General features: G+C 28.7%; 23 protein-coding genes. 12 read left to right on the forward strand and 11 right to left on the reverse strand.

Annotation, left to right across the window (positions count from 1 at the left end):
- Positions 1–10 precede the first annotated feature (10 nt).
- Genes L8W57_RS06685 through gatC form a run of 3 tightly spaced genes read right to left on the reverse strand, consistent with a single transcriptional unit; the run spans position 11 to position 1,331 of the window.
- Positions 11–466 (reverse strand): Fur family transcriptional regulator, encoded by a 456-nt coding sequence (locus tag L8W57_RS06685; protein ID WP_043019516.1) that lies wholly within the window; start codon positions 464–466, stop codon positions 11–13.
- Positions 456–1,022, reverse strand: a complete 567-nt coding sequence (locus L8W57_RS06690) for a CvpA family protein (protein ID WP_263662244.1) — start codon at positions 1,020–1,022, stop codon at positions 456–458. Before L8W57_RS06690 ends, L8W57_RS06685 begins: the two co-directional genes overlap by 11 nt.
- Before the next feature lie 21 nt (positions 1,023–1,043).
- Positions 1,044–1,331 carry an Asp-tRNA(Asn)/Glu-tRNA(Gln) amidotransferase subunit GatC gene (gene gatC, locus L8W57_RS06695; RefSeq protein WP_263662245.1) on the reverse strand — a complete coding sequence of 96 codons (288 nt, stop codon included), beginning with the start codon at positions 1,329–1,331 and terminating at the stop codon, positions 1,044–1,046.
- Positions 1,332–1,477: 146 nt separating this feature from the next.
- On the opposite strand from gatC, the gene L8W57_RS06700 reads away from it, so the two are divergent.
- From L8W57_RS06700 to pyk, 6 genes are all read left to right on the forward strand, one after another.
- Complete coding sequence (locus L8W57_RS06700; RefSeq protein WP_133319861.1) at positions 1,478–2,023, forward strand: hypothetical protein; 546 nt, start codon at positions 1,478–1,480, stop codon at positions 2,021–2,023.
- Entirely contained in the window at positions 2,020–3,015 is a 996-nt protein-coding gene (locus tag L8W57_RS06705) for a hypothetical protein (protein ID WP_263662246.1), read from the forward strand. Before L8W57_RS06700 ends, L8W57_RS06705 begins: the two co-directional genes overlap by 4 nt.
- Before the next feature lies 1 nt (position 3,016).
- Positions 3,017–3,349, forward strand: a complete 333-nt coding sequence (locus L8W57_RS06710; RefSeq protein ID WP_263660759.1) for a hypothetical protein — start codon at positions 3,017–3,019, stop codon at positions 3,347–3,349.
- Complete coding sequence (locus tag L8W57_RS06715) at positions 3,336–3,959, forward strand: type III pantothenate kinase (RefSeq protein ID WP_263662247.1); 624 nt, start codon at positions 3,336–3,338, stop codon at positions 3,957–3,959. The genes L8W57_RS06710 and L8W57_RS06715 overlap by 14 nt, the downstream gene beginning before the upstream one ends.
- A gap of 110 nt (positions 3,960–4,069) precedes the next feature.
- Positions 4,070–5,416, forward strand: coding sequence for an FAD-dependent oxidoreductase (locus L8W57_RS06720; protein WP_263660760.1), 1,347 nt, complete (start codon positions 4,070–4,072; stop codon positions 5,414–5,416).
- A gap of 12 nt (positions 5,417–5,428) precedes the next feature.
- Positions 5,429–6,880 (forward strand): pyruvate kinase, encoded by a 1,452-nt coding sequence (pyk, locus tag L8W57_RS06725; RefSeq protein WP_214114012.1) that lies wholly within the window; start codon positions 5,429–5,431, stop codon positions 6,878–6,880.
- Positions 6,881–6,887: 7 nt separating this feature from the next.
- Here pyk and gmhA read toward each other — a convergent pair whose 3' ends face one another.
- The 4 genes from gmhA to L8W57_RS06745 are packed head-to-tail and all read right to left on the reverse strand — an operon-like array spanning position 6,888 to position 10,269.
- Positions 6,888–7,448 (reverse strand): D-sedoheptulose 7-phosphate isomerase, encoded by a 561-nt coding sequence (gene gmhA / locus L8W57_RS06730; RefSeq protein ID WP_263662248.1) that lies wholly within the window; start codon positions 7,446–7,448, stop codon positions 6,888–6,890.
- A complete protein-coding gene (gene rfaE1 / locus L8W57_RS06735; protein ID WP_263662249.1) occupies positions 7,438–8,811 on the reverse strand; it encodes a D-glycero-beta-D-manno-heptose-7-phosphate kinase in 1,374 nt (457 codons plus the stop codon). Before rfaE1 ends, gmhA begins: the two co-directional genes overlap by 11 nt.
- Complete coding sequence (gene rfaD / locus L8W57_RS06740) at positions 8,804–9,757, reverse strand: ADP-glyceromanno-heptose 6-epimerase (RefSeq protein WP_133319853.1); 954 nt, start codon at positions 9,755–9,757, stop codon at positions 8,804–8,806. Before rfaD ends, rfaE1 begins: the two co-directional genes overlap by 8 nt.
- A complete protein-coding gene (locus tag L8W57_RS06745; protein ID WP_133319852.1) occupies positions 9,754–10,269 on the reverse strand; it encodes a D-glycero-alpha-D-manno-heptose-1,7-bisphosphate 7-phosphatase in 516 nt (171 codons plus the stop codon). The genes rfaD and L8W57_RS06745 overlap by 4 nt, the downstream gene beginning before the upstream one ends.
- 129 nt (positions 10,270–10,398) lie before the next feature.
- Here L8W57_RS06745 and L8W57_RS06750 point away from each other — a divergent pair, with 129 nt between their 5' ends.
- Positions 10,399–10,704 (forward strand): c-type cytochrome, encoded by a 306-nt coding sequence (locus L8W57_RS06750; RefSeq protein WP_133319851.1) that lies wholly within the window; start codon positions 10,399–10,401, stop codon positions 10,702–10,704.
- An 11-nt stretch (positions 10,705–10,715) separates the two neighbouring features.
- Here the strand turns inward: L8W57_RS06750 and L8W57_RS06755 are convergent, their stop codons facing one another.
- On the reverse strand, positions 10,716–10,931 hold the full coding sequence (locus tag L8W57_RS06755; RefSeq protein ID WP_133319850.1) for a cbb3-type cytochrome oxidase assembly protein: 216 nt from the start codon (positions 10,929–10,931) through the stop codon (positions 10,716–10,718).
- Positions 10,928–13,273 carry a heavy metal translocating P-type ATPase gene (locus L8W57_RS06760; RefSeq protein ID WP_133319849.1) on the reverse strand — a complete coding sequence of 782 codons (2,346 nt, stop codon included), beginning with the start codon at positions 13,271–13,273 and terminating at the stop codon, positions 10,928–10,930. Before L8W57_RS06760 ends, L8W57_RS06755 begins: the two co-directional genes overlap by 4 nt.
- Before the next feature lie 181 nt (positions 13,274–13,454).
- Between L8W57_RS06760 and rho the strand changes: the two genes are divergently transcribed.
- Together rho and L8W57_RS06770 are read left to right on the forward strand one after the other, a co-directional pair.
- On the forward strand, positions 13,455–14,759 hold the full coding sequence (rho, locus tag L8W57_RS06765; protein ID WP_039617780.1) for a transcription termination factor Rho: 1,305 nt from the start codon (positions 13,455–13,457) through the stop codon (positions 14,757–14,759).
- A 2-nt stretch (positions 14,760–14,761) separates the two neighbouring features.
- On the forward strand, positions 14,762–16,297 hold the full coding sequence (locus tag L8W57_RS06770; RefSeq protein WP_263662250.1) for a DNA polymerase III subunit gamma/tau: 1,536 nt from the start codon (positions 14,762–14,764) through the stop codon (positions 16,295–16,297).
- Here the strand turns inward: L8W57_RS06770 and L8W57_RS06775 are convergent.
- Entirely contained in the window at positions 16,294–18,387 is a 2,094-nt protein-coding gene (locus tag L8W57_RS06775; protein WP_263662251.1) for a TonB-dependent receptor domain-containing protein, read from the reverse strand. The genes L8W57_RS06770 and L8W57_RS06775 overlap by 4 nt on opposite strands.
- Positions 18,388–18,547: 160 nt before the next feature.
- Between L8W57_RS06775 and exbB the strand changes: the two genes are divergently transcribed.
- The 3 genes from exbB to L8W57_RS06790 are packed head-to-tail and all read left to right on the forward strand — an operon-like array spanning position 18,548 to position 20,011.
- Positions 18,548–18,979 (forward strand): TonB-system energizer ExbB, encoded by a 432-nt coding sequence (gene exbB, locus L8W57_RS06780; protein WP_133319846.1) that lies wholly within the window; start codon positions 18,548–18,550, stop codon positions 18,977–18,979.
- Positions 18,972–19,361 carry a TonB system transport protein ExbD gene (gene exbD, locus L8W57_RS06785; RefSeq protein WP_214114368.1) on the forward strand — a complete coding sequence of 130 codons (390 nt, stop codon included), beginning with the start codon at positions 18,972–18,974 and terminating at the stop codon, positions 19,359–19,361. The genes exbB and exbD overlap by 8 nt, the downstream gene beginning before the upstream one ends.
- Complete coding sequence (locus tag L8W57_RS06790; protein ID WP_263662252.1) at positions 19,358–20,011, forward strand: energy transducer TonB; 654 nt, start codon at positions 19,358–19,360, stop codon at positions 20,009–20,011. The genes exbD and L8W57_RS06790 overlap by 4 nt, the downstream gene beginning before the upstream one ends.
- Before the next feature lie 10 nt (positions 20,012–20,021).
- Here L8W57_RS06790 and L8W57_RS06795 read toward each other — a convergent pair whose 3' ends face one another.
- Entirely contained in the window at positions 20,022–20,474 is a 453-nt protein-coding gene (locus tag L8W57_RS06795) for a DUF411 domain-containing protein (protein WP_263662253.1), read from the reverse strand.
- Between the last annotated feature and the right edge of the window lie 188 nt (positions 20,475–20,662).

The raw sequence follows: 20,662 nt of genomic DNA on the forward strand, positions 1-20,662 counted from the left end.
AATTTTACCTTTATTTTTTACTACATTGCGGACATAACCCATAAAGTTGCATTAAATGCCCTGTTAATTTAAAATTATATTCTTTTGCTATTAACATTTGTTGCTGCTCAATAATAGAATTTTCAAATTCAACTATTTCTCCACAACTTTTACAAATTAAATGATCATGATGGGGTTTATTTGCAAGTTCAAATTTCTTCCCTGAAGCTCCAAAAGATATAGAAGTAGCCATGCCCGATTCTTCTAATAAATTTAAAGTTCTATAAACTGTAGCAATTCCTACATTTAATTCAGGATTTTTTTGCTTGATTTCCACATACAAACTTTCTGGGGTATAATGCATATCACTATTATATAAGGTTTTTAAAAGCACTTCTCTTTGTTTGGTATATTTTAAGCCATTATCTTTAAGTGTTTTTTTAAAACGCTCAAGCAAAACATCATATTCTATATTTTCAATTTGCATTATTTACCTCCGAATTTAGACTTAAATTAGAATCTATAATTTGTTCTTGTATTTTATCAAAACCATTTTGGGTAAAGTCTGTTTCCATTATATAGCCACCTATTTTTCCAAGCCAATTAAAAGCATAACTATTTTTGGTATATTTTTCTAAACTTGAATTTAAAAACTCAATATTATTAACACAAGCAACCAAAATTGCAAAAACTAAAAGTATTTTAGCAACACTGAATAAAAATCCACCTATACGATCTATAAAACCAAGACCACTCATACTAAAAATCTTTGATAATATATTTCCCAAAGCCATACAAGCTACCCAAATTACAATTAACAAAATCAAAAATCCTGCAAAAATCGCAAGATTTTCATTTTGGATGTGATAAAAACCATTAATAATATCAGCAGCTTCATTTCTAAATCTTGAAGCCAAAAAAATCCCACCAACTATACCTAACAAGCCAAAAATTTCTTTAAATAAACCACTTACCAAGCCTTTTAAGCCCAAAATCACAGTTAAGCCCAAAACAAATACATCAAACCACGAAAAATTTTCCATCTACGCTAAACTCCAAATATTTTATTCAATTATTTTAGGGACTATAAAAAATCCATCTTGAGAATTTGGAGCATGCTTACTAATTACATCAAATACTTCAGATTTTCTACTTTCATCTAGTCTAAATGGCGTTCCACCTTTTGTGGTGCTTGTCATAGCTTCCACATCATCAAGTTTTAATTCATCTAATTTTTCTACAAAATTAACAATTTGACTTAATTGTTCTTCTAATTCTTGTCTTTTCTCATCAGCAATTTTTAAAGCACTTAGCTTTTCAAGTTTAGTCAATAATTTATCATCAATTTGCATCATTTACCTTAATTTTAATTTTATAAAACTCTTTGGTTTAGATTGAAAATTATAACATAAAATAATTTATTTTTTCATTTTTATATGTTACAATTATAGACTTTAAAATTACAAAATAACATTTTTTATATTAATAAAGGAAAAATATGGCTTTAAAAGAAAATTTGAAAGCAGTAAAAGAAGAATTAAGCTCTCAAGAGCAAATGATGGAAAATTTTATCAAATCAGAACGCTTTATAAGAAAATACAAATATTATTTTATTGCTCTTATTGCTCTTTTAGTTCTTTATTTTAGTGGAAGTTATATTTATAATATAAAGCAAGAAAAAAATATCCAAGAAAGTAATATCATTTTTAATAATCTGTTAAAAAATCCTTCAGATCAAAAATTAATTGAGGAATTAAAGCAAAAAAATGCAAATTTATACACCATATATATTATGGGTCAAAATAATCAAGATCTTAATCAAACCTTGAGTCTTAATATAGATCCTTTGTTAAAACAAATAGTGCTTGCCCAAAATAATCAAAAATCAGATTTTCTAAAAGATTATAATACTCTATTAATAGGTTTTGAATTTTTAAAACAAAATGATTTTAAAAACGCAGATGTTGAATTTAATAAAATACCTATAAATTCTCCTTTATGGCAAATCATCACAAGCTTAAAACACTATCAAGGAATAAAATGAAGCATTTTTATTTATTTATTATTACTTTAATATTTTTTAGTGCTTGTAGCACTAAAAGGGAATACTATCAACCAACACAACTAGAACAACTTCCTTATAATTCTAAAAATATTAATGGAAAAATAGTTAATTTTAACAACAACATTGCTCAGCTAAATAATAATACTTTCATAGACAATAAAGGAAATATTACTGCTTTAAAAATAAATAAAAACTATAATATTTTAAATATCCGTCAAGAAGAAATTCTTATAGCCGATAATGATGGGAATTTTAAAATTTTAAATTTACAAGGTGAAGAATTATTTTCTCATAAATTTAACGAAAGTGTAGTAAGTGCTAATGTAGATGGGGATGATATAGCTTTGATTTTAGCAAGTAATACTCTAGTGTATGCTAATAAAAATCTTGGTATAAGAATGCTACAAAATTTAGGCACTGCTTATGCTCAAGATAGTCGCTATGCTAATCCTTATTTTTTAAATACCATTATCATATACCCTATGCTTAATGGAAAATTAGCCATACTTAACAAAAGTACACTAAAAGTTAGTAAAGAAATTTTAGTAAGTAGTGAAGAATTTTTTAATAATATCATCTATCTTCATGTTAAAAACGATACAATGGTTGCCGCAACAGCACAAAAAATCATCGTTGTAACACCAAATAGAACTTTATACTTAAACGAAAACATTAAAGAAGTAAATATTAACGATAAAGAAATTTTTATATTAACAAAAGATGGAAGAGTTATCAAAAATGATTATAATCTTAGAAAAATTGATGAAATAAAATTTCAATTTGCTTTATTTTCCAAAAGCACATTATATAATGATTCTTTGTATATATTTGAAAAAACTGGCTATTTAATTAAATTAAATACAAATCTGAAAGATTTTACCGTATATAAATTAAATGAAGCTATTGATAAAAAAAGTTTTATGGCTAATGGTAAATTTTTCTACCACAATAAAGTTTTACAATTAAATTAAAATGAATCAAGAACTAAGCGATATTCTTATTAAACATGGAATTATTTTAAAAAATATTAATTCTTTAGATATCCATGCTTTTAGCAAAAAGAAAAAACTAATTTGCTTTTATGGAGAAAATACAAAAAAACAATATTGTTTATTTTTATTTTCTTTTGCAAAAAGTAAGATTTTAAAAAAAGATGGTTTAGAATTTGAAAATATTTTTCAAAACATAAGTCAAATTTTAAATTTAAAATTTAAAAATCATTTTATTTTTCATCAATCTCTAATTTGCTCAAAAGCAAAAGAATATTTATTCACCAAAGGAATTCAAAATTATGCTTTTGTGTGATATTGGCAATACAACTGCAAGTTTTTTAAATGAGCAAAAATTTCATTCTATGAGCATAGAGCAATTTTTACAGTATGAGCCGACACAAAAAGTGTTTTACATCAATGTTAATCCAAATTTAGAGCAAAGATTAAAGCAAAATCCTTTATTTATTAACCTTGCTCCATATTTTAATTTTGATACTATTTATAAGAATTTAGGAGTTGATAGAATAGCAGCTTGCTATACCATAGAAGATGGGGTAGTAGTTGATGCAGGCTCTGCAATAACTGTTGATATTGTTTCAAATTCAATCCATCTTGGAGGATTTATCCTGCCTGGTATTGAAAGCTATAAAAAATCTTTTTCCAGTATTTCTTCTCGCTTAAAACACGAACTTAACACTCAAATAAACTTTGATGCCTTTCCCCAAAGAACTATTGATGCTTTAAGTTATGGAGTTTTTAAAAGTATATATTTACTTATAAAAGATAGTGCATATGATAAAAAATTATATTTCACAGGTGGCGATGGGCAATTTCTTGCAAATTTTTTTGATTATGCAATTTATGATAAATTTTTGATTTTTAGAGGTATGAAAAAAGCTGTTTGTGAAAATTTTATACTTTAAAAGATTAACCATATCTTTGGCTTTTCAATTATAAGCTTTATTTAAACTCAAAACAACTATATTTTGATATTATTAGCAAAATCAAACATACACAAAAGGAATTGATGATAATGGATCGAAAACACTTTGATGCCGTGGTAATTGGCGGTGGGATTTCTGGTGCTGCAGCATTTTACGAATTAGCAAGATATACTGATATTAAAAGTATTGCATTATTAGAAAAATATAATAACGCTGCAACATTAAATAGTCACAGCACAAGTAATTCACAAACCATCCACTGCGGTGATATAGAAACTAACTATACCTTGGAAAAAGCAAAAAAAGTTAAAAAAACAGCAGATATGATTGTAAAATATGGGCTCTTGCAAAATGCACAAAATAAATTCATGTATTCACACCAAAAACTTGCACTTGCAGTTGGGGAAAAAGAATGTGAATATATGAAAAATAGATATGAAGAATTTAAAGAATTATATCCTTATATTAAATTTTACACAAAAAATGAAATCAAACAAATAGAACCAAATGTTGTTTTAGGTGAAGATGGTGTCAATGATAGGGCGGATAATATAGTAGCTATGGGTGTAGAAGAAGGTGAAATTTATACCACAGTAGATTTTGGACTTATGAGTCAAAATCTCATAGAGCAAGCTTGCAAACAAGGTAAAGATACTCATGTTGCTTACAATCAAGAAGTTGTGTTTATAGAAAAAAAAGATGATATTTTTTATATAAAAACAAGAGATTTTAAAGAATATAGTGCAAAATCCATTATCGTCAATGCAGGCGCACACTCGTTATTTTTAGCACATAAAATGGGTATAGGTTTAGACAAATCTTGCTTTCCTGTTGCAGGAAGTTTTTACATGGCAAAAAGAAAAATTTTAAATGGTAAGGTTTATATGGTGCAAAATCCAAAACTCCCATTTGCTGCATTACATGGCGATCCTGATTTACTAACTAACATGAACACCCGTTTTGGTCCTACTGCTTTAGTTATTCCTATGCTAGAAAGATACCATGGCTTTAAATCTTTACCTGAATTTTTTAAAACACTTAATCTTGATATGAATGTAATTAAAATTTGTTTTAATCTTTTTAAAGATTCTACTATTAGAAATTATATTCTTTATAATTATTTATTTGAAATTCCTTATATCAACAAAAAACTTTTTGTAAAAGATGCTAAAAAAATAGTTCCTAGTTTAAAAACAGATGATATTTACTATGCTAAAAATTTTGGAGGAGTGCGACCTCAAGTGCTTGATAAAAAAGCAGGAGAATTAATGCTTGGAGAGGCTAGCATCACTGAAATTCCGGGTATAATTTTTAATATGACACCAAGCCCAGGTGCTACGAGTTGTCTTGGTAATGGTTATAGAGATGCAAAACTTATTTGTCAATACTTGGGTGCTAATTTTAATGAAGATTTATTTACTAGCGAACTGCTATAAAAAGGATAGGAAATGTTAAAAAAAACAAAAATAGTCGCAACAATTGGACCAGCAAGTGAAAATGAAACTACAATAAGACAAATGATTATTAATGGAGTGAATGTTTTTCGCTTAAATTTCTCACATGGAACTCATGAATATCATAGTCAAAACCTAGCCACCATTAGAAAAGTAGCAGCTGAACTTAATGCAAGGATTGGAATTTTACAAGATATTAGCGGGCCAAAAATTAGAACCTTAAAAATTCCAGAAGCTTTTGAGCTAAAAAGTGGAGATAGACTAGACTTCTACAAAGATACTTTTGAAGGCGAAAAACTTTCTAATGAACACTATAAAGTCTGTATTAATCATCCCGAAATTCTTTCTATGCTAAAAGTGGGAGAATACATCTATCTTTGTGATGGCTCTATTAAAACTAAAGTTATACAAGTTGAAAAAGATTTTATCCAAACCCAAGTAGAAAATAGCGGGGTGCTTAGTTCAAATAAAGGAATTAACTTTCCAAATACAAAAATCAATATCGATGTTATAACTCAAAAAGATAAAGACGATCTTGCATGGGGCATTAAAAACGATGTTGATTTTTTAGCTATATCTTTTGTGCAAAATGCTCATGATATTGATGAAGTTAAAAAAATACTTGATGAAAATAATGCCAAAATTGCTATTTTTGCAAAAATAGAAAAATTTGATGCTGTTGAAAATATCGATGAAATTATAAATAGCAGCGATGGTATAATGGTAGCAAGAGGAGATTTAGGCATTGAAGTGCCTTATTATAGAGTGCCAAATATACAAAAACTCATCATTAAAAAAGCTAATGAGGCCAATAAGCCTGTAATCACTGCTACTCAAATGCTTTTTTCGCTTGCAAAATCAAAAACTGCCACAAGAGCTGAAATTTCAGATGTTGCTAATGCTGTACTTGATGGCACTGATGCGGTTATGCTTAGCGAAGAAAGTGCAGTGGGGATTGATCCGGCAAATGCGGTTGATATTATGACTCAAACCATTATAGAAACAGAAAAAAACTATCCTTATGAAAAATTTGAAAATTTTAAATGTTTTAACGAAACTGATATCATTGCCAAATCAAGCACACAACTAGCAACTGATTTAAATGCAAATGCAATTTTTACCATTACAAGCAGTGGTGCTTCTGCAGTTAAAACAGCAAGGTATCGTCCAAAAATGGATATCATAGCTATTACTCATTCTAAAAAAGCTTTAAATTTTTTAAGTATAGTTTGGGGAGTTCAACCTGCTATATTGATAGAAAAGCATGAAAATTTAACAGAACTTTTAAGCAATTCTGTAAAACTTGGAGTTGAAAAAGGCCTTATGAAAAAAGATGGGGTTTACACTCTTACTGCAGGATTTCCAGTAGGTGTTGCAGGAAGTACAAATTTAATTAGAATTTTACAAAAAGATCAAATTGAATATTATTTAAGTTTGGGAAAATAACCCAAACTTAATATTCTTCTTCTATCAAATCACATAAGCAGTGTATGATTAAAATATGCATTTCTTGAATTCTAGCCGTATCATCGCTTGGAATGACTATATTATGCTCACATAATGCATTCATCGTTCCACCACCTTTTCCACTAAGCCCTATACATTTAGTGCCAATTTCTTTGGCCTTTTCAAAAGCTTTGATCACATTTGGGCTTTTTCCACTAGTAGAAATTCCAATCAATACATCATTATTGCTAGCTAAAGCTTCAACTTGTCTTGAAAAAACAAATTCAAAACCATAGTCATTTCCTATAGCACTTAAAGCAGAAGTATCAGTGCTTAGAGCAATAGCAGCTAAAGCCTTTCTTTCTTTTTTATATCTTCCACTAAGTTCAGCTGCAAAATGTTGGCTATCTGCAGCACTTCCGCCATTTCCACAAATTAAAATTTTCCCACCACTTTTCAAGCACACTTTTAATTCTTGAGCAACCGTAGCAATTTGCTCTTTTAAATTCAAACTTTGCTCTAAAGTTTTTTGATGTTGAATAAATTCCTTTTCAATTTTATTTATCATTTGCAATCCTATTAATTATATTAGTAGTACTAAATCCATCTTCAAAGTCAATTAATTCTACTTTTTTTACTAAATTTGAACCCACTATTTCTTTGCCTTTATAATCAGCTCCTTTAACTAGCACATCAGGCTTTAAAAACTCTATCAGTTCATAAGGAGTATCATCATTAAAAATCACTACATAATCTACAAAATACATACTCGCAAGCATACATGCGCGTTGGAATTCTAAATTTATAGGTCTTGAGTTTCCTTTTAGTCTTTTTACGCTTTCATCTGAATTTAAACCCACAACTAAGATATCTCCTAGTTTTTTAGCTTTTTCAAGGTATTTTATATGACCATAATGCATAATATCAAAACATCCATTGGTAAAAACTACTTTTTGATTTTGTATCAACTTCACAAGCTCTTCTTTGCTTTTAATTTTATCTTCAAAAGAAGCTTTTTTTAGATTTTTAATCTCTTCTAAACTTACACTCACACTTCCTACTTTTGCTACCACAACAGCTGCTGCATCATTTGCTAACTCACATGCTTTTACAATATCAACTTTTAAGGCTAAAGCATAAGCAAGCATAGCTATAACACTATCTCCAGCTCCTGTTACATCATAAACCTCCAAAGCTTTTGCGGGAATAATATGTAATTTTTCATCAAAAAGTGCTATTCCTTCTTCAGATAAAGTTATAATAGAATAAGCTAAATTTAAATCATCTTTTAATTTTTTCAAAGCTTTTTCTAAATTATCAATTTTTTCTACACTCAAAGCTTGAATAGCTTCTTTTTTATTTGGAGTTAGCAAGGTTGCATTTTGATATTTGCTAAAATCACTTCCTTTTGGATCAATCAAAATAGGTAAATTTAAAGTATTTGCATGCTCTATCAAAGCTTTTGTTACTTTTGAAGTTAAAATCCCTTTGGCATAATCACTCAAAACAATCGCATCATAATCTTTTGCGATTGTCTTATACTCTTGGATAATTTCATCTTCTAATTTAGTATCAAAATCATTCTCATCATCAAGTCTTAAAACTTGCTGAGAATGTGATAAAACTCTACTCTTAAGAGGGGTTTTTCTATCTTTTTCTACTAATAATTTTGCATTTAAATTCTCTTTTAAAAACCTCCCACTCTCATCATCACCCACAAGTCCTAGAGCAAAAACCTCAGCACCAAGACTTTTTAAATTTGCATATACATTACCAGCTCCACCTAGTCTTTTATCTTCTTTTTGTGATTTCATCACCATTACAGGAGCTTCTGGAGAAATTCTAGTGCAATCACACCATATATAATGATCTACCATAAAATCCCCGACAACTAAAATTTTTGGCTTTTTAGAACTTAAAAAATCAAACATTTACTTCCTTTTCATAAAGCCTTTTGATCTCATCTAAATAATCTTTTACACCCTCTTCAAGACTAAATTTAGCTTTATATGAAAAACTCTCATCTAATTTTGCTTGAGTATGGAATTGATAAGAATTTTTGTAAGGATTAGGAATATACTCACAAGGATAATTAGTGTTTAATTCTTTTTGCAAAATATCTACTATATCTTGAAAAGTTCTTGCTTTACCTGTAGCTACATTATAAATTCCACTTTTTGCTTCTAAAGCTTTTAAATTTGCACTCACAACATCTTTAATATACACAAAATCACGATAAATTTGATCACTTCCTTCAAACAAACGCGGACTTTTACCCGCTAAAATTTGATGTCCAAATTGCAAAATCATAGAAGCAGTACTATTTTTAAAAAATTCTCCCTTGCCATATACATTAAAATATCTAAGCCCAACTATATGCATTTTATTAAAGTATTTTTTTGCTAATTTATCCATCATTAATTTTGAAAATGCATAAGGGTTTTTAGGGGCTTCACTTAAATTTACAGTTTGCGGGCTTGGAGCATCTCCATAAACTGAGGCTGAACTTGCATAGATTAGTTTTGCATTAAGTTCTAAAGCAAGTTCTATAAAATCTTTAAAAGTGTTTAAATTGGTCTTTAAAACTTTGTTTTGATCATAAACAGTTGTATCTGAAATTGCAGCCTTATGAAAGATCACATCAGGTTTAAAAGCTTTTATAGCTTTTAAAGTTTTTTCATCATTAATATCGCCCACATAAAGCTCACCTTCAAAATCTAAAATATTCTTAAAATGACCAAAACTTTCTAAATTTCCATTTTCAAAAGTAGCACTTGATCGCATTTTATCCACAATCAAAACCTCATGTTTATCCTGAAGTTCTAGAGCAAGAGCAGAGCCTATAAAACCTGCTCCACCTGTTATCACAATTTTCATTTCCTATCCTTTAAATAATACAAAAGTTCTTTTAAATTTTTAAAGACCTTATAGTTTTTATCATCATTATAATTTTCATTAATCAAAAATAGATTTTTTATACCAGCATTAATTCCAGCTTGCATGTCACTTAAATTATCTCCTATAAAAAAAGATTGTGAAAAATCTATATTAAATTCTTTTTGTGCTTTTAAAAGCATGCCAGGTTTTGGCTTACGGCATTCACAATTTTCTAAATGAGGGCAGTGATAAATTTTTTCTATTTTAATGCCTTTTTTCAAAAATTCACCTAGCATATACGAGCTTAAAATTTCAAAATCTTTTTCATTATAATAAGCCCTTGCAATACCTGATTGATTAGTAGCTATAAAAATTAAAAAATTTTGCTTTTGAAAAAATTCACAAAGTTCAAAAATACCATCACAAAATTCAAAATCACTAATCTTATGAACATATTTTTTATCTATATTTATAATTCCATCTCTATCTAAAAATAACGCCTTTGTTTTCATAAAAAAATTATAATGAATTTTTTTTAAGATTTTATAATTTATCAAGTAAAAAAGTTTTTTAAGCGACTTTAAATAAAAAAAGCATATAATTAAAAACATTTTATTTTCAATTTATATAGGAGTGATACAATGAAAAAGCTACTTGTTTTATCAGCTTTGGCATGTCTTAGTGTTTCAGCTTTTGCTGCGGATGGTGCTACACTTTATAAAAAATGTGCAGTATGTCATGGTGCTAAAGCAGATAAAGTTTATCTTAACAAAGTTCCTGCTTTAAATACTTTAACTGCAGCTGAAAGATTACAATACATGAAAGATTATGCAGCAGGTAAAAGAAATGCTTATGGCCAAGGTGCAATCATGAAGATTAACCTTAAAGGTTTAACAGAAGCAGATTTTAAAGCAATTGAAGAATACATCGAGAGCTTAAAAAAATAATTTGACAGCCTTTATGGCTGTTTTTCTTGATTTTTCTTTTCCAAAGCTTCTTTTTTTCTTTTTTCCAAAATTACTGCATCATTTAAAGCTTCTTCGCTATCATTTAAAGTAGTAAATTTATAATCATCGTCAAATTGCTTATTTTTGATCCCCCAAAGTAAAGCACAAATTGCCAAAAATAAAGCAACCATAGAAACACCTATCATCATCATTAAAACACCATTCATTTTTTAATCCTTAAAGCATTTAAAATCACTATTATACTACTAAAAGACATTGATAAAGCTGCAATTAAAGGATTAATCAAACCAAAAAAAGCTAAAGGCATGCTCAAGGCATTATAAAATAAAGAAAAAGCTAAATTTTGTTTAATAATTTGATAAGTTTTTTTAGCTATTTGTATAGCCTTTTGCAAGCTTTTTAAGTCGTTTTTTAACAATATAATATCACTATTTTCCATAGCAAGCTCAGAACCTTCTTTTAAAGAAACCCCAACACCTGCATAAGAAAGTGCTAAAGCATCATTTACCCCATCTCCTACCATTAAAACCTTACCTATTTGATTTAACCTAGCTATTGTTTGCATCTTATCTTCTGGCATGCATGAGGCTTTGAAATTATTTATTTTTAATTTTTCAGCCACCTTACTCACAGCATTTAAATTATCGCCACTTAATATATAAATTTGCATTTTGCATTCTTTCATAAATTCAATCAACTCTTCAGAGCTTTCTCTCATACTATCTTCTAATTCAAAAACTGCTAATATAGTTTTATTTTTAGCAAATATAAAATGCGTAGTTTGAAATTCTTGTACTTGCATATGATTTTCTTTGAAAAATTTCTCATTTCCTCCCAAAAATTCATCTTTACCCAAAAAGGCTTTATAACCTCTTGCTTGAAAATTTTGAACTTTTTCAAATTCTATTCTACTATCTATTTTTCTATCTAAAAATTTTAAAATACTTTTAGCCACTGGGTGGTTAGTTAAATGTAAGAAATTTAATAATTCATTTTTATCCAACCTTTCATCTAAAAAGCTTTTTTTAACTTCCAAACTAGCCTTTGTTAAAACCCCTGTTTTATCAAATACAGTCACATTGCACTTACTCAAATCTTCCACAACACCTGCTTCTTTAAATAAAATTTTTTCCTTCAAACCAGCACTAATTGCTACTAAAGAACTCACCGGCGTAGCTAAAGCCAAAGCGCATGGACAAGCTATGATTAGCACAGAAACCATGCGTATCATGGCTTCTTCAAAACCTAAATTTAGTACAAAAAAAGTAAAAACAAAGCACAACAAAGCACAAATTAAAATAATAGGCGAAAAATACTTACTCACCTGTTGTACCATTTTTTCTATTTTGGCTTTTTTAGCACTTGAATTTTCAAGTAAATTAATAATCCTAGCTAATTTAGAATCCTTATAAAGCGCATTTGCCTTATATAAAGCATTCCCGCTTAAAACTAAAGAAGCAGAATAAATCATATCATCTTTTTGCACATCAAGCGGTAAGCTCTCTCCGCTTAAACTAGACATATCTAAACTAATATTACCACTAATACATACTCCATCTATTAAAACCCTATCACCTTCTTTTAACTCTATAATATCTCCTATTTGCACCTCTTCTACATCAATATTTTCTATTTTTTCATTTTTTAATACCCTTACTTCATTACCTAAAAATGATCTCAAATGATCGAGCGTATCAAGGGCTTTTTTCTTACTTAAAAGCTCTAAATACTTTCCTATAAAAACAAAACAAATAATCATCGCCACAGAGTCAAAATATACCTGTGAAGCTCTTGAAAACATTGCCCACACTGAATATATATAAGCTAAACTTGCTCCACTAATTACTAGAGTATCCATATTAACATTTTTAAATTTCAAAGCATAATAGGCATTTTTATAAAAAATCGAACCTGTGTAAAAAAGTACAGGAGTACAAAGTAAAAATTCAGCAAAATGTAAAATATCTTTAATATCAGCTTCCATACCACTAAAAAACCCGGCATATTTAGCTACAGATATCCACATAATATTCATTACGCAAGCTATAGCAACTATTAATTTCGCATAAAAATCTCTTTTGATTTGAGTTGCTCTTTGTTCATTTTTTGTAGGTAAATACACACTAGCTTTATAGCCTATGCTTTCTATATTTTGGATAATTTTTGCTAAATTTATGCTTTTTTCATCAAAAACAATTCTAGCTTTATGGGTAATAGAATTAATATCAACTTCTATCACTCCTTCGCTTTTAATGAGAATTTTTTCATTAAGCCAAACACAGGCTGCACAATGAATTTCTTCTATCAGTAAAAAAACCTCGCTAAAGCCTTCTTTTGTTTTTTGTATGTATTTTTCATAGTCTTTAATACTATATTCTATTGTTACTGGGGTTAAAGTTTGATTACCAAGTTTTTCATAAAATTCCTCCAAATTATTCTCTTGTAAAATTTCATATACACTTTCACAGCCTTTACAACAAAAATAATTTCCATTTTTTTCTATCATTTGTTCTTGTTTAAAGCTTAATTGGCAATGCTTACATCTCATTTTATACTTTCTTTATAAGTTTTTACAATATTTTATCATTTTTTCAAACTTTCAATTTTAAAAATTATTTACAAAGCTATATTATAATTTCCAAAATTTGACAAAAAAGTATTTTTTTTAATAAAATCTTTTTTGAATAAACTAAAACAAAAACTACATTTTCTACATTTTATGAGGATATATGGAAAATACAAAAGAAAAGAAACAACACCAAAGAACACACATTCCTGTTGAAGGTTATAAAATAGAAGATTTAAAGTTGCTTGATTTAGAAAGCTTAGTAAAAATAGCAAATGAAGCAGAAATAGAAAATCCAAGAGAATTTAGAAGACAAGATCTTATTTTTGAAATTCTAAAAGCACAAACCAAAAAAGGTGGCTTTATACTCTTTACAGGAATTTTAGAAATTTCGCCTGAAGGTTATGGATTCTTGCGTGGAATGGACTCAAATTTAAGCGATAGTGTAAATGATGCTTATGTATCAAACTCACAAATTCGCAAATTTGCTCTGCGTGTAGGAGATATAGTTACTGGTCAAGTTAGAGAGCCAAAAGATCAAGAAAAATACTATGCTTTATTAAAAATTGAAGCAATCAACTATCTTCCATTAAAAGAAGCTAGAGAAAGACCTTTATTTGACAATCTTACTCCAATTTTTCCAACTGAAAAAATCAAATTAGAATATGATCCTTTAAAATTAACAGGCAGAATGCTTGATTTATTTGCCCCTATAGGAAAAGGTCAAAGAAGCTTAATCGTAGCACCTCCAAGAACTGGTAAAACTGAGTTAATGAAAGAACTAGCTACCGCTATTGCTAAAAATCATCCAGAGGCTCATTTGATTGTACTTTTAGTAGATGAGCGTCCTGAAGAAGTTACAGATATGCAAAGATGTGTTAAAGGCGAGGTTTTTAGCTCTACTTTTGACTTGCCTGCCTATAATCATGTTAGAGTGGCTGAACTTGTTATAGAAAAAGCAAAAAGGATGGTAGAAACAGGTAAAGATGTCATTATATTACTTGATTCTATTACAAGATTAGCAAGAGCTTATAATACTGCCACACCAAGCAGTGGTAAAGTTTTAAGTGGCGGGGTTGATGCAAATGCCTTGCATAAGCCAAAGCGCTTTTTTGGTGCAGCTAGAAATATAGAACATGGTGGCTCATTAACCATCATAGCAACTGCTTTGATAGAAACAGGCTCAAGAATGGATGAAGTGATTTTTGAAGAATTTAAAGGAACAGGAAATAGCGAAATCGTTCTTGATAGAAATATTTCAGACAGAAGAATTTACCCTGCAATTAATATTATAAAATCAGGCACTAGAAAAGAAGAATTACTCCAAGGTGTTGAAAAACTTCAAAAAATTTGGGCAATTAGATCAGCTATTTCACAAATGGATGATATAGAAGCTTTAAAATTCTTATACTCTAAAATGCTAAAAACCAAAAGCAATGAAGAGTTGTTATCCATCATGAATGAGTAGTAATGCTCCAAGCTCTTGCTGTTAAATACAGACCAAAAAATTTCAATGAGCTTGTAGGGCAAAATACTGTTTCTACAAGCTTAAAATATGCTCTTGAAAATAACCGCTTAGCACATGCTTATTTATTTTCAGGATTACGCGGAAGTGGAAAAACTTCAAGTGCAAGAATTTTTTCAAGAGCCCTAGTATGTGAAAAAGGACCAAGTGCTAACCCTTGTGGAGAATGTTCTCAATGCTTATCTTCACTCAGTGGCTCTAATATAGACATTATAGAAATGGATGCTGCAAGCCATAGAAGCTTAGAAGACATTCAAGAGCTTATCGAGCAAGTTAAATACGCTCCATCTTTAGCTAGGTTTAAAATTTTTATTATCGATGAAGTGCATATGCTTACCCCACAAGCAGCAAATGCCTTGCTTAAAACCTTGGAAGAACCACCAAGCTATGTAAAATTTATACTAGCAACAACTGACCCTTTAAAACTTCCTGCTACGGTTCTTTCAAGAACGCAGCATTTTAGATTTAAGCAAATTTCTATTCACGATATCTTAAATCATCTTGAGTGGATTTTAGAAAAAGAAAATATCAATTATGAAAAAGAAGCTTTAAAACTCATAGCAAGAAGTGGAAACGGATCTTTAAGAGATACTCTAACTTTATTAGATCAAGCCATAGTATATTGTCAAAATCATATACAAACACAAAAAATTACTGCGATGCTAGGCTTTTTAGATCCATATAAAATTGAAGAATTTTATCAAGCCATTTTAGCTAGCGATAAAGATAAAGTTCTTGAGTTTTTAAAAGAATTTGAAGATTACGAGGCAAGCAATGTCATTGATGAAATGATATTTTTTTTAAAAGAAGCATTTTTTGCCAAAAACAATCTTTTTTCTATGTTAATTTACGAAAGATTTTTTAGAATTCTTTCGCGTGCTAAGACTATGTTAAATTCTAGCGATGATGATAGTTTTGTACTTTGTGTTATGGCTTTCATGCTTATAGAAGCAACTTATCTAAAAAGTATTGATGAGGCTATTTACAGTAAAAGCCCAAAACAAGATAACACACCAAGCCTAAAACAACAAGAAATTCTTTCTACACAAACAATTAAAGAAGAAAAACTTAATCCTTATGAAAGCTTATTAAAAGCTATTTACAAAAGAGATTATGATTTAGCTGAAGTTTTCAAAAAAACCACGCAGTTTATTTCTTTTGAAGATGATATTTTAAGTATTAGCTCACATGCTAAAGATGATGATAGAAAAACCCTAAACAATGGCTTTAAATTAATCAAAGTCTTGCTTTATGAGCTTTTTGGAGAAAAAACACAAATTAAAATTCAAAAAATAGAAACTATAGATACCCAAAAATTACAAGATATATTCAAAACTCCTATAAAACAAGAAATAAAAAGTACTCCGAATTTAAATGAACATTTTGAAAATTTTAAAAAAGATGCTAAAAAATACGATCCTAAAGACGAAACCAAAGAAGCTCTCAATAAGCTCTTTGGCTCCCCAACTATACAAAATTAAAAACTGCCGTTGATTGAAATATAAATTCTTCTTCCTTCTTCTATGCGATTATAAGTATTTACCCAAGCATCTTCACCTTTGTTTTTATAAGACTCCCAATCATTTGTAAAACTTTTATCAAAAAGATTATAAATTGCCGCATTAATATTCCATTTTTTATTAATATCATAACGCACACCCATAGAAGCTAAAAAGACATCTTGATAATACTCTCTATTAATATTTGTATCACCCATATAACGATCTATTTGCCATTCGCCTTTTATCCATGGAGTGAATTTGCTAAAGATATTATAACTTGCTTTTAACATGATATTGTGTTTTAGACTATCAATTTCTGGTTTTCCTATCATAGTTTTATCTTGCGCATCTTTAATTTCACTATCAAGATAAGTATAAGCTAAATCTAAATTTAAATGCTCTACAGGAGTAATCCCGGCTCCAAGTTCTATGCCTCTATACTCAACCTTGCCATGATTAATCGCCTGATAGCATGTATCAGCTTCACATTTTCCAATACCCAAAATCATATTGCTATTACTAAATTTTTGACTAGAAATTTTATCTTTAAAATTTGTTAAAAAGCCAGTTGCTGAAATATAAAACAAATCATTATTATAAACAGCGGCTAGTTCATAATTAAGCGATGTTTCTTCTTTTAAATTCGGATTTCCATACATAGGATATTTACCTTGTCCACTATAATTATAAGCACCAGCTATCAATCTATTAGCATATGGGGTTCTAAAGCCTGTTGAAACACCGCCTTTTAAAGTAAGCTCACTAGTAGGATTATAAACTAAATAAGCTCTTGGAGAAATGTTATTTCCAAAAATTTCATGATAATTATATCTTGCTCCAAAAGTAAATCTTAAATCATCTCTTATACCATATTCATCTTCTGCAAAAAAAGCTAATAAATATTGATCAAAATTAGTAGGATTAGCAATTTTATCTTGCATTTTCTCAAGTCTATACTCACCACCCACGCTTAAAATATGACTTTGACCTAAAGGAATAACTGATTTTGTATCTATAATAATATCTTCAGCAACTATATCTCTATTTTGCCCTAAAAATGGCTGATTTGCTTGGCCAACTACCTCACGCCCATCGTTACTTACACGGTTATACTGCAAAGTAGAAGTAATTGAAAAATCATCATATACCCCCTCATGACTTAAATAAGTTACCAACTTATCTACTTGCATGGTATCTGTATAACCACCTGTTAAAGAGCCATCATTTTTATCTGTTGGTTTTGTTAATGTACCGAGTTGGCCTTTTTTATTATCATAATGATTTCTTGAAAAATCAATATCAAATATCAAAGTATTATAATCATCTATTAAGTAATTTAATCTAGTTCCTAAATTAAAATTACTTGCTTTTGTAGGACTTTGTGCTTGATCACCTTGCACTCTTTGACCACTCCCATTACTAAATTCAACATTAGATTGTTCTCTATAAAACTCTCTAAAACGCAAAGTAAGTCCCAAACGATCATTCATCAATGGACCACTAGAATATATACTTGCGCCATAAGTATTACCCCATTCTTTATGTGCATTAAAAATACTATCCAAACTAAATGATGTTTCCCACTCGTTACTTACTTTTTTTGTGATGATATTTACAACACCACCCAAAGCTTCAGAACCATATAAAGTGCTCATTGGCCCTTTTATTACTTCTATTCTTTCTATACTAGAAATTGGTGGTAAGAATGAATTTGAAATTTCATTAAAACCATTAGGTCCTACTTCTCCACCTATTCCTTGACGACGCCCATCAATCAAAACTAAAGTATATCCAGTAATACCTCTCATGGTAATATTATAAGAGCCTGTTTTTCCTTTACTAGCAAATAAATCTACACCAGGAATATCAGCAATAACTTCAGCAACATCTCTATAAGGCTTACTCTCTAAATCTTTTTTACCAATCACATTTATAGTAGCAGGAGCTTCTTTAATATCTTGAGAAAACCCCGAAGCACTCACTATAGAGCTATCTAATAAAACTTCTTGTGATAAAGCATTACAGACCAAAAGACTAGCAACACAAACTGACAAGCAATAACTTTTCATTATTTCCTTTCATAAATAAACAAAATTTTCAAAGTTGGAATATTATGATAATAATTATTAATTTAAAATAAATTTATTATATCAATTATGATAATTGTTATTAATAAATAATTTAATTTTCAGTAATATAATCACAAAAAATTTTTAAGATGAGGGTGTAATGGAATTTTTAAAAACTTATATTGACTTAATTATATTTATTGTTTTAGGGTTAATGGCATTTATTGCTATATGGTGCACTATAGAACGCATCTTATTTTTTAGAAAAATTAAACTAAATGATTATCAATGCCAAGAAAAATTTGATGATGCAATTAGTGAAAATATCACTATGCTTTATATTATTTACACTAACGCTCCTTATGTAGGACTTTTAGGAACTGTAGTAGGGATTATGATTACATTTTACGACATGGGAGCAAGTGGAAATATTGATGTAAAATCTATTGTTATTGGCTTATCGCTAGCTTTAAAGGCTACTGCTTTGGGAATTTTAGTTGCCATCCCTTCTTTGATGGCTTATAATGGATTGCTTAGAAAAATATCAACTTTGAGTAATGCATATCGTATTTTTAAGGATAAAAATGCTTAAATTGCCAAAAAATGAAGGTTTAAATATTATTCCTTTTATAGATATAATGCTTGTTTTACTAGCCATTGTTTTAAGTATATCCACTTTTATCGCACATGGTGAAATCAAAATCAATCTACCTCAAAGTGAAAATTCAAATTCCATAAGTGAAAATAAAGACAAAATAAGCATCTTAATCGATAAAGAAAATAAATTTTATATCGATGGAAAAACAGTTTCCATAGAAGAAATAAAAGAAAAATTTGACACTATAAATTCTAAAACCTTAGTAGAGTTAAAAAGCGATAAAGAGGCAAAATTTGAAAGCTTTGTAAAAATTATTGATATTTTAAAAAATAAAAATCATGAAAATTTTCAAATTTTAACAGAGCAAAAAAGATGAAGACTTTTATAAGTAATCATAAAAATCAATCATTTTTCATTACTTTATTTATCTTTTTACCTTTACTTTTTGTTTTTCTTTATACTAAGAATTTTTTATATATACAACATAACACTACAAAGGAAGAAAAATTTAATATAGCTATAAAACAATTTTTACAAGATTCTCCTAAAGTAAAAAACGAACAATCTAAACAAGAAAAAATAAAAAAAATAGAACAAGTAAAAGAAAAACCTATCGTTCAACCTAAAAAAATAAATACTTCAACCGATACTAAAGCAGCAAATCGATTAAAAGAGGAAATAAAATCTCAAAAAATAACATCTCAAGAAAAAAACATCCTGATAAATTCTCAAGAAAGCATATCTTTAACTAATAACAATGAACTTTTAAAAGAAGTTAAGCAAGCTATAGATAAAGCTTTAATTTATCCTAGGCAAGCTAGAAAAATGCGGATGAGTGGTGAAATTTTATTAGAATTCACATGGACTAAGGATAAAAACTTATTAAACTTAAAAATATTAAAACCATCAAAATATAAACTATTAAATGATAGTGCCTTAGAAACTATACGCATAGCATCTAAGAATTTTCCACAATATGAAAAAACTTTTCATATAAGAATACCTTTAATATACAAAATAAACTAAGCAATTTTGCTTAGTTTATTTTGATTAAATTATGTCCTTTATAGATCCCATAAATTTTATAATCTCCATTTTTAAGCATCAAAACTACAGGATATTCTTCTTCATAACCTTGTTCCATTCCAGGACTTCCTTGAGGCATACCAGGAGCAGAAATACCTATAACATCCTCAGGTTTATTTTCCAAAAGCCAAGCAACTGCATCTTCAGGAACATGCCCTTCTATAGCATAGTCATCAATCACGCCAGTATGACAGCTTTGATACATAGGCTGAATATTCATTTTTTCTTTTATTTTTAAAAAATCTTCACTTTTGTGTATTTGTACTTTATAGCCTTTATCTTTCATATAATTAGCCCAAAGATCGCAACATCCACAAGTGGGACTTTCGTAAATATTTAATATTTTTTCATTAGCCAATAAGCTTGTAAAACCAAGCGTTAAAGTTAAAAATAATTTTTTCATATATCCTCCAAAAATAAAAAAGATACAATACATTATAAAAATTAATATTTTATATCAAAAACCAAAAATATCAACTATGGCTAATTAAAAATATTAAATTAAAGTATTACTACTAAATAAAATTTCTAAATAACTTTTCTGATTTTCTACCACTTAATAAATACTAAAACCTTCTTTTTATTTTGTAA

Source organism: Campylobacter sp. IFREMER_LSEM_CL1890 (assembly GCF_025772045.1).
In the GTDB taxonomy this organism is placed as follows: Bacteria; Campylobacterota; Campylobacteria; order Campylobacterales; family Campylobacteraceae; genus Campylobacter_D; species Campylobacter_D lari_D.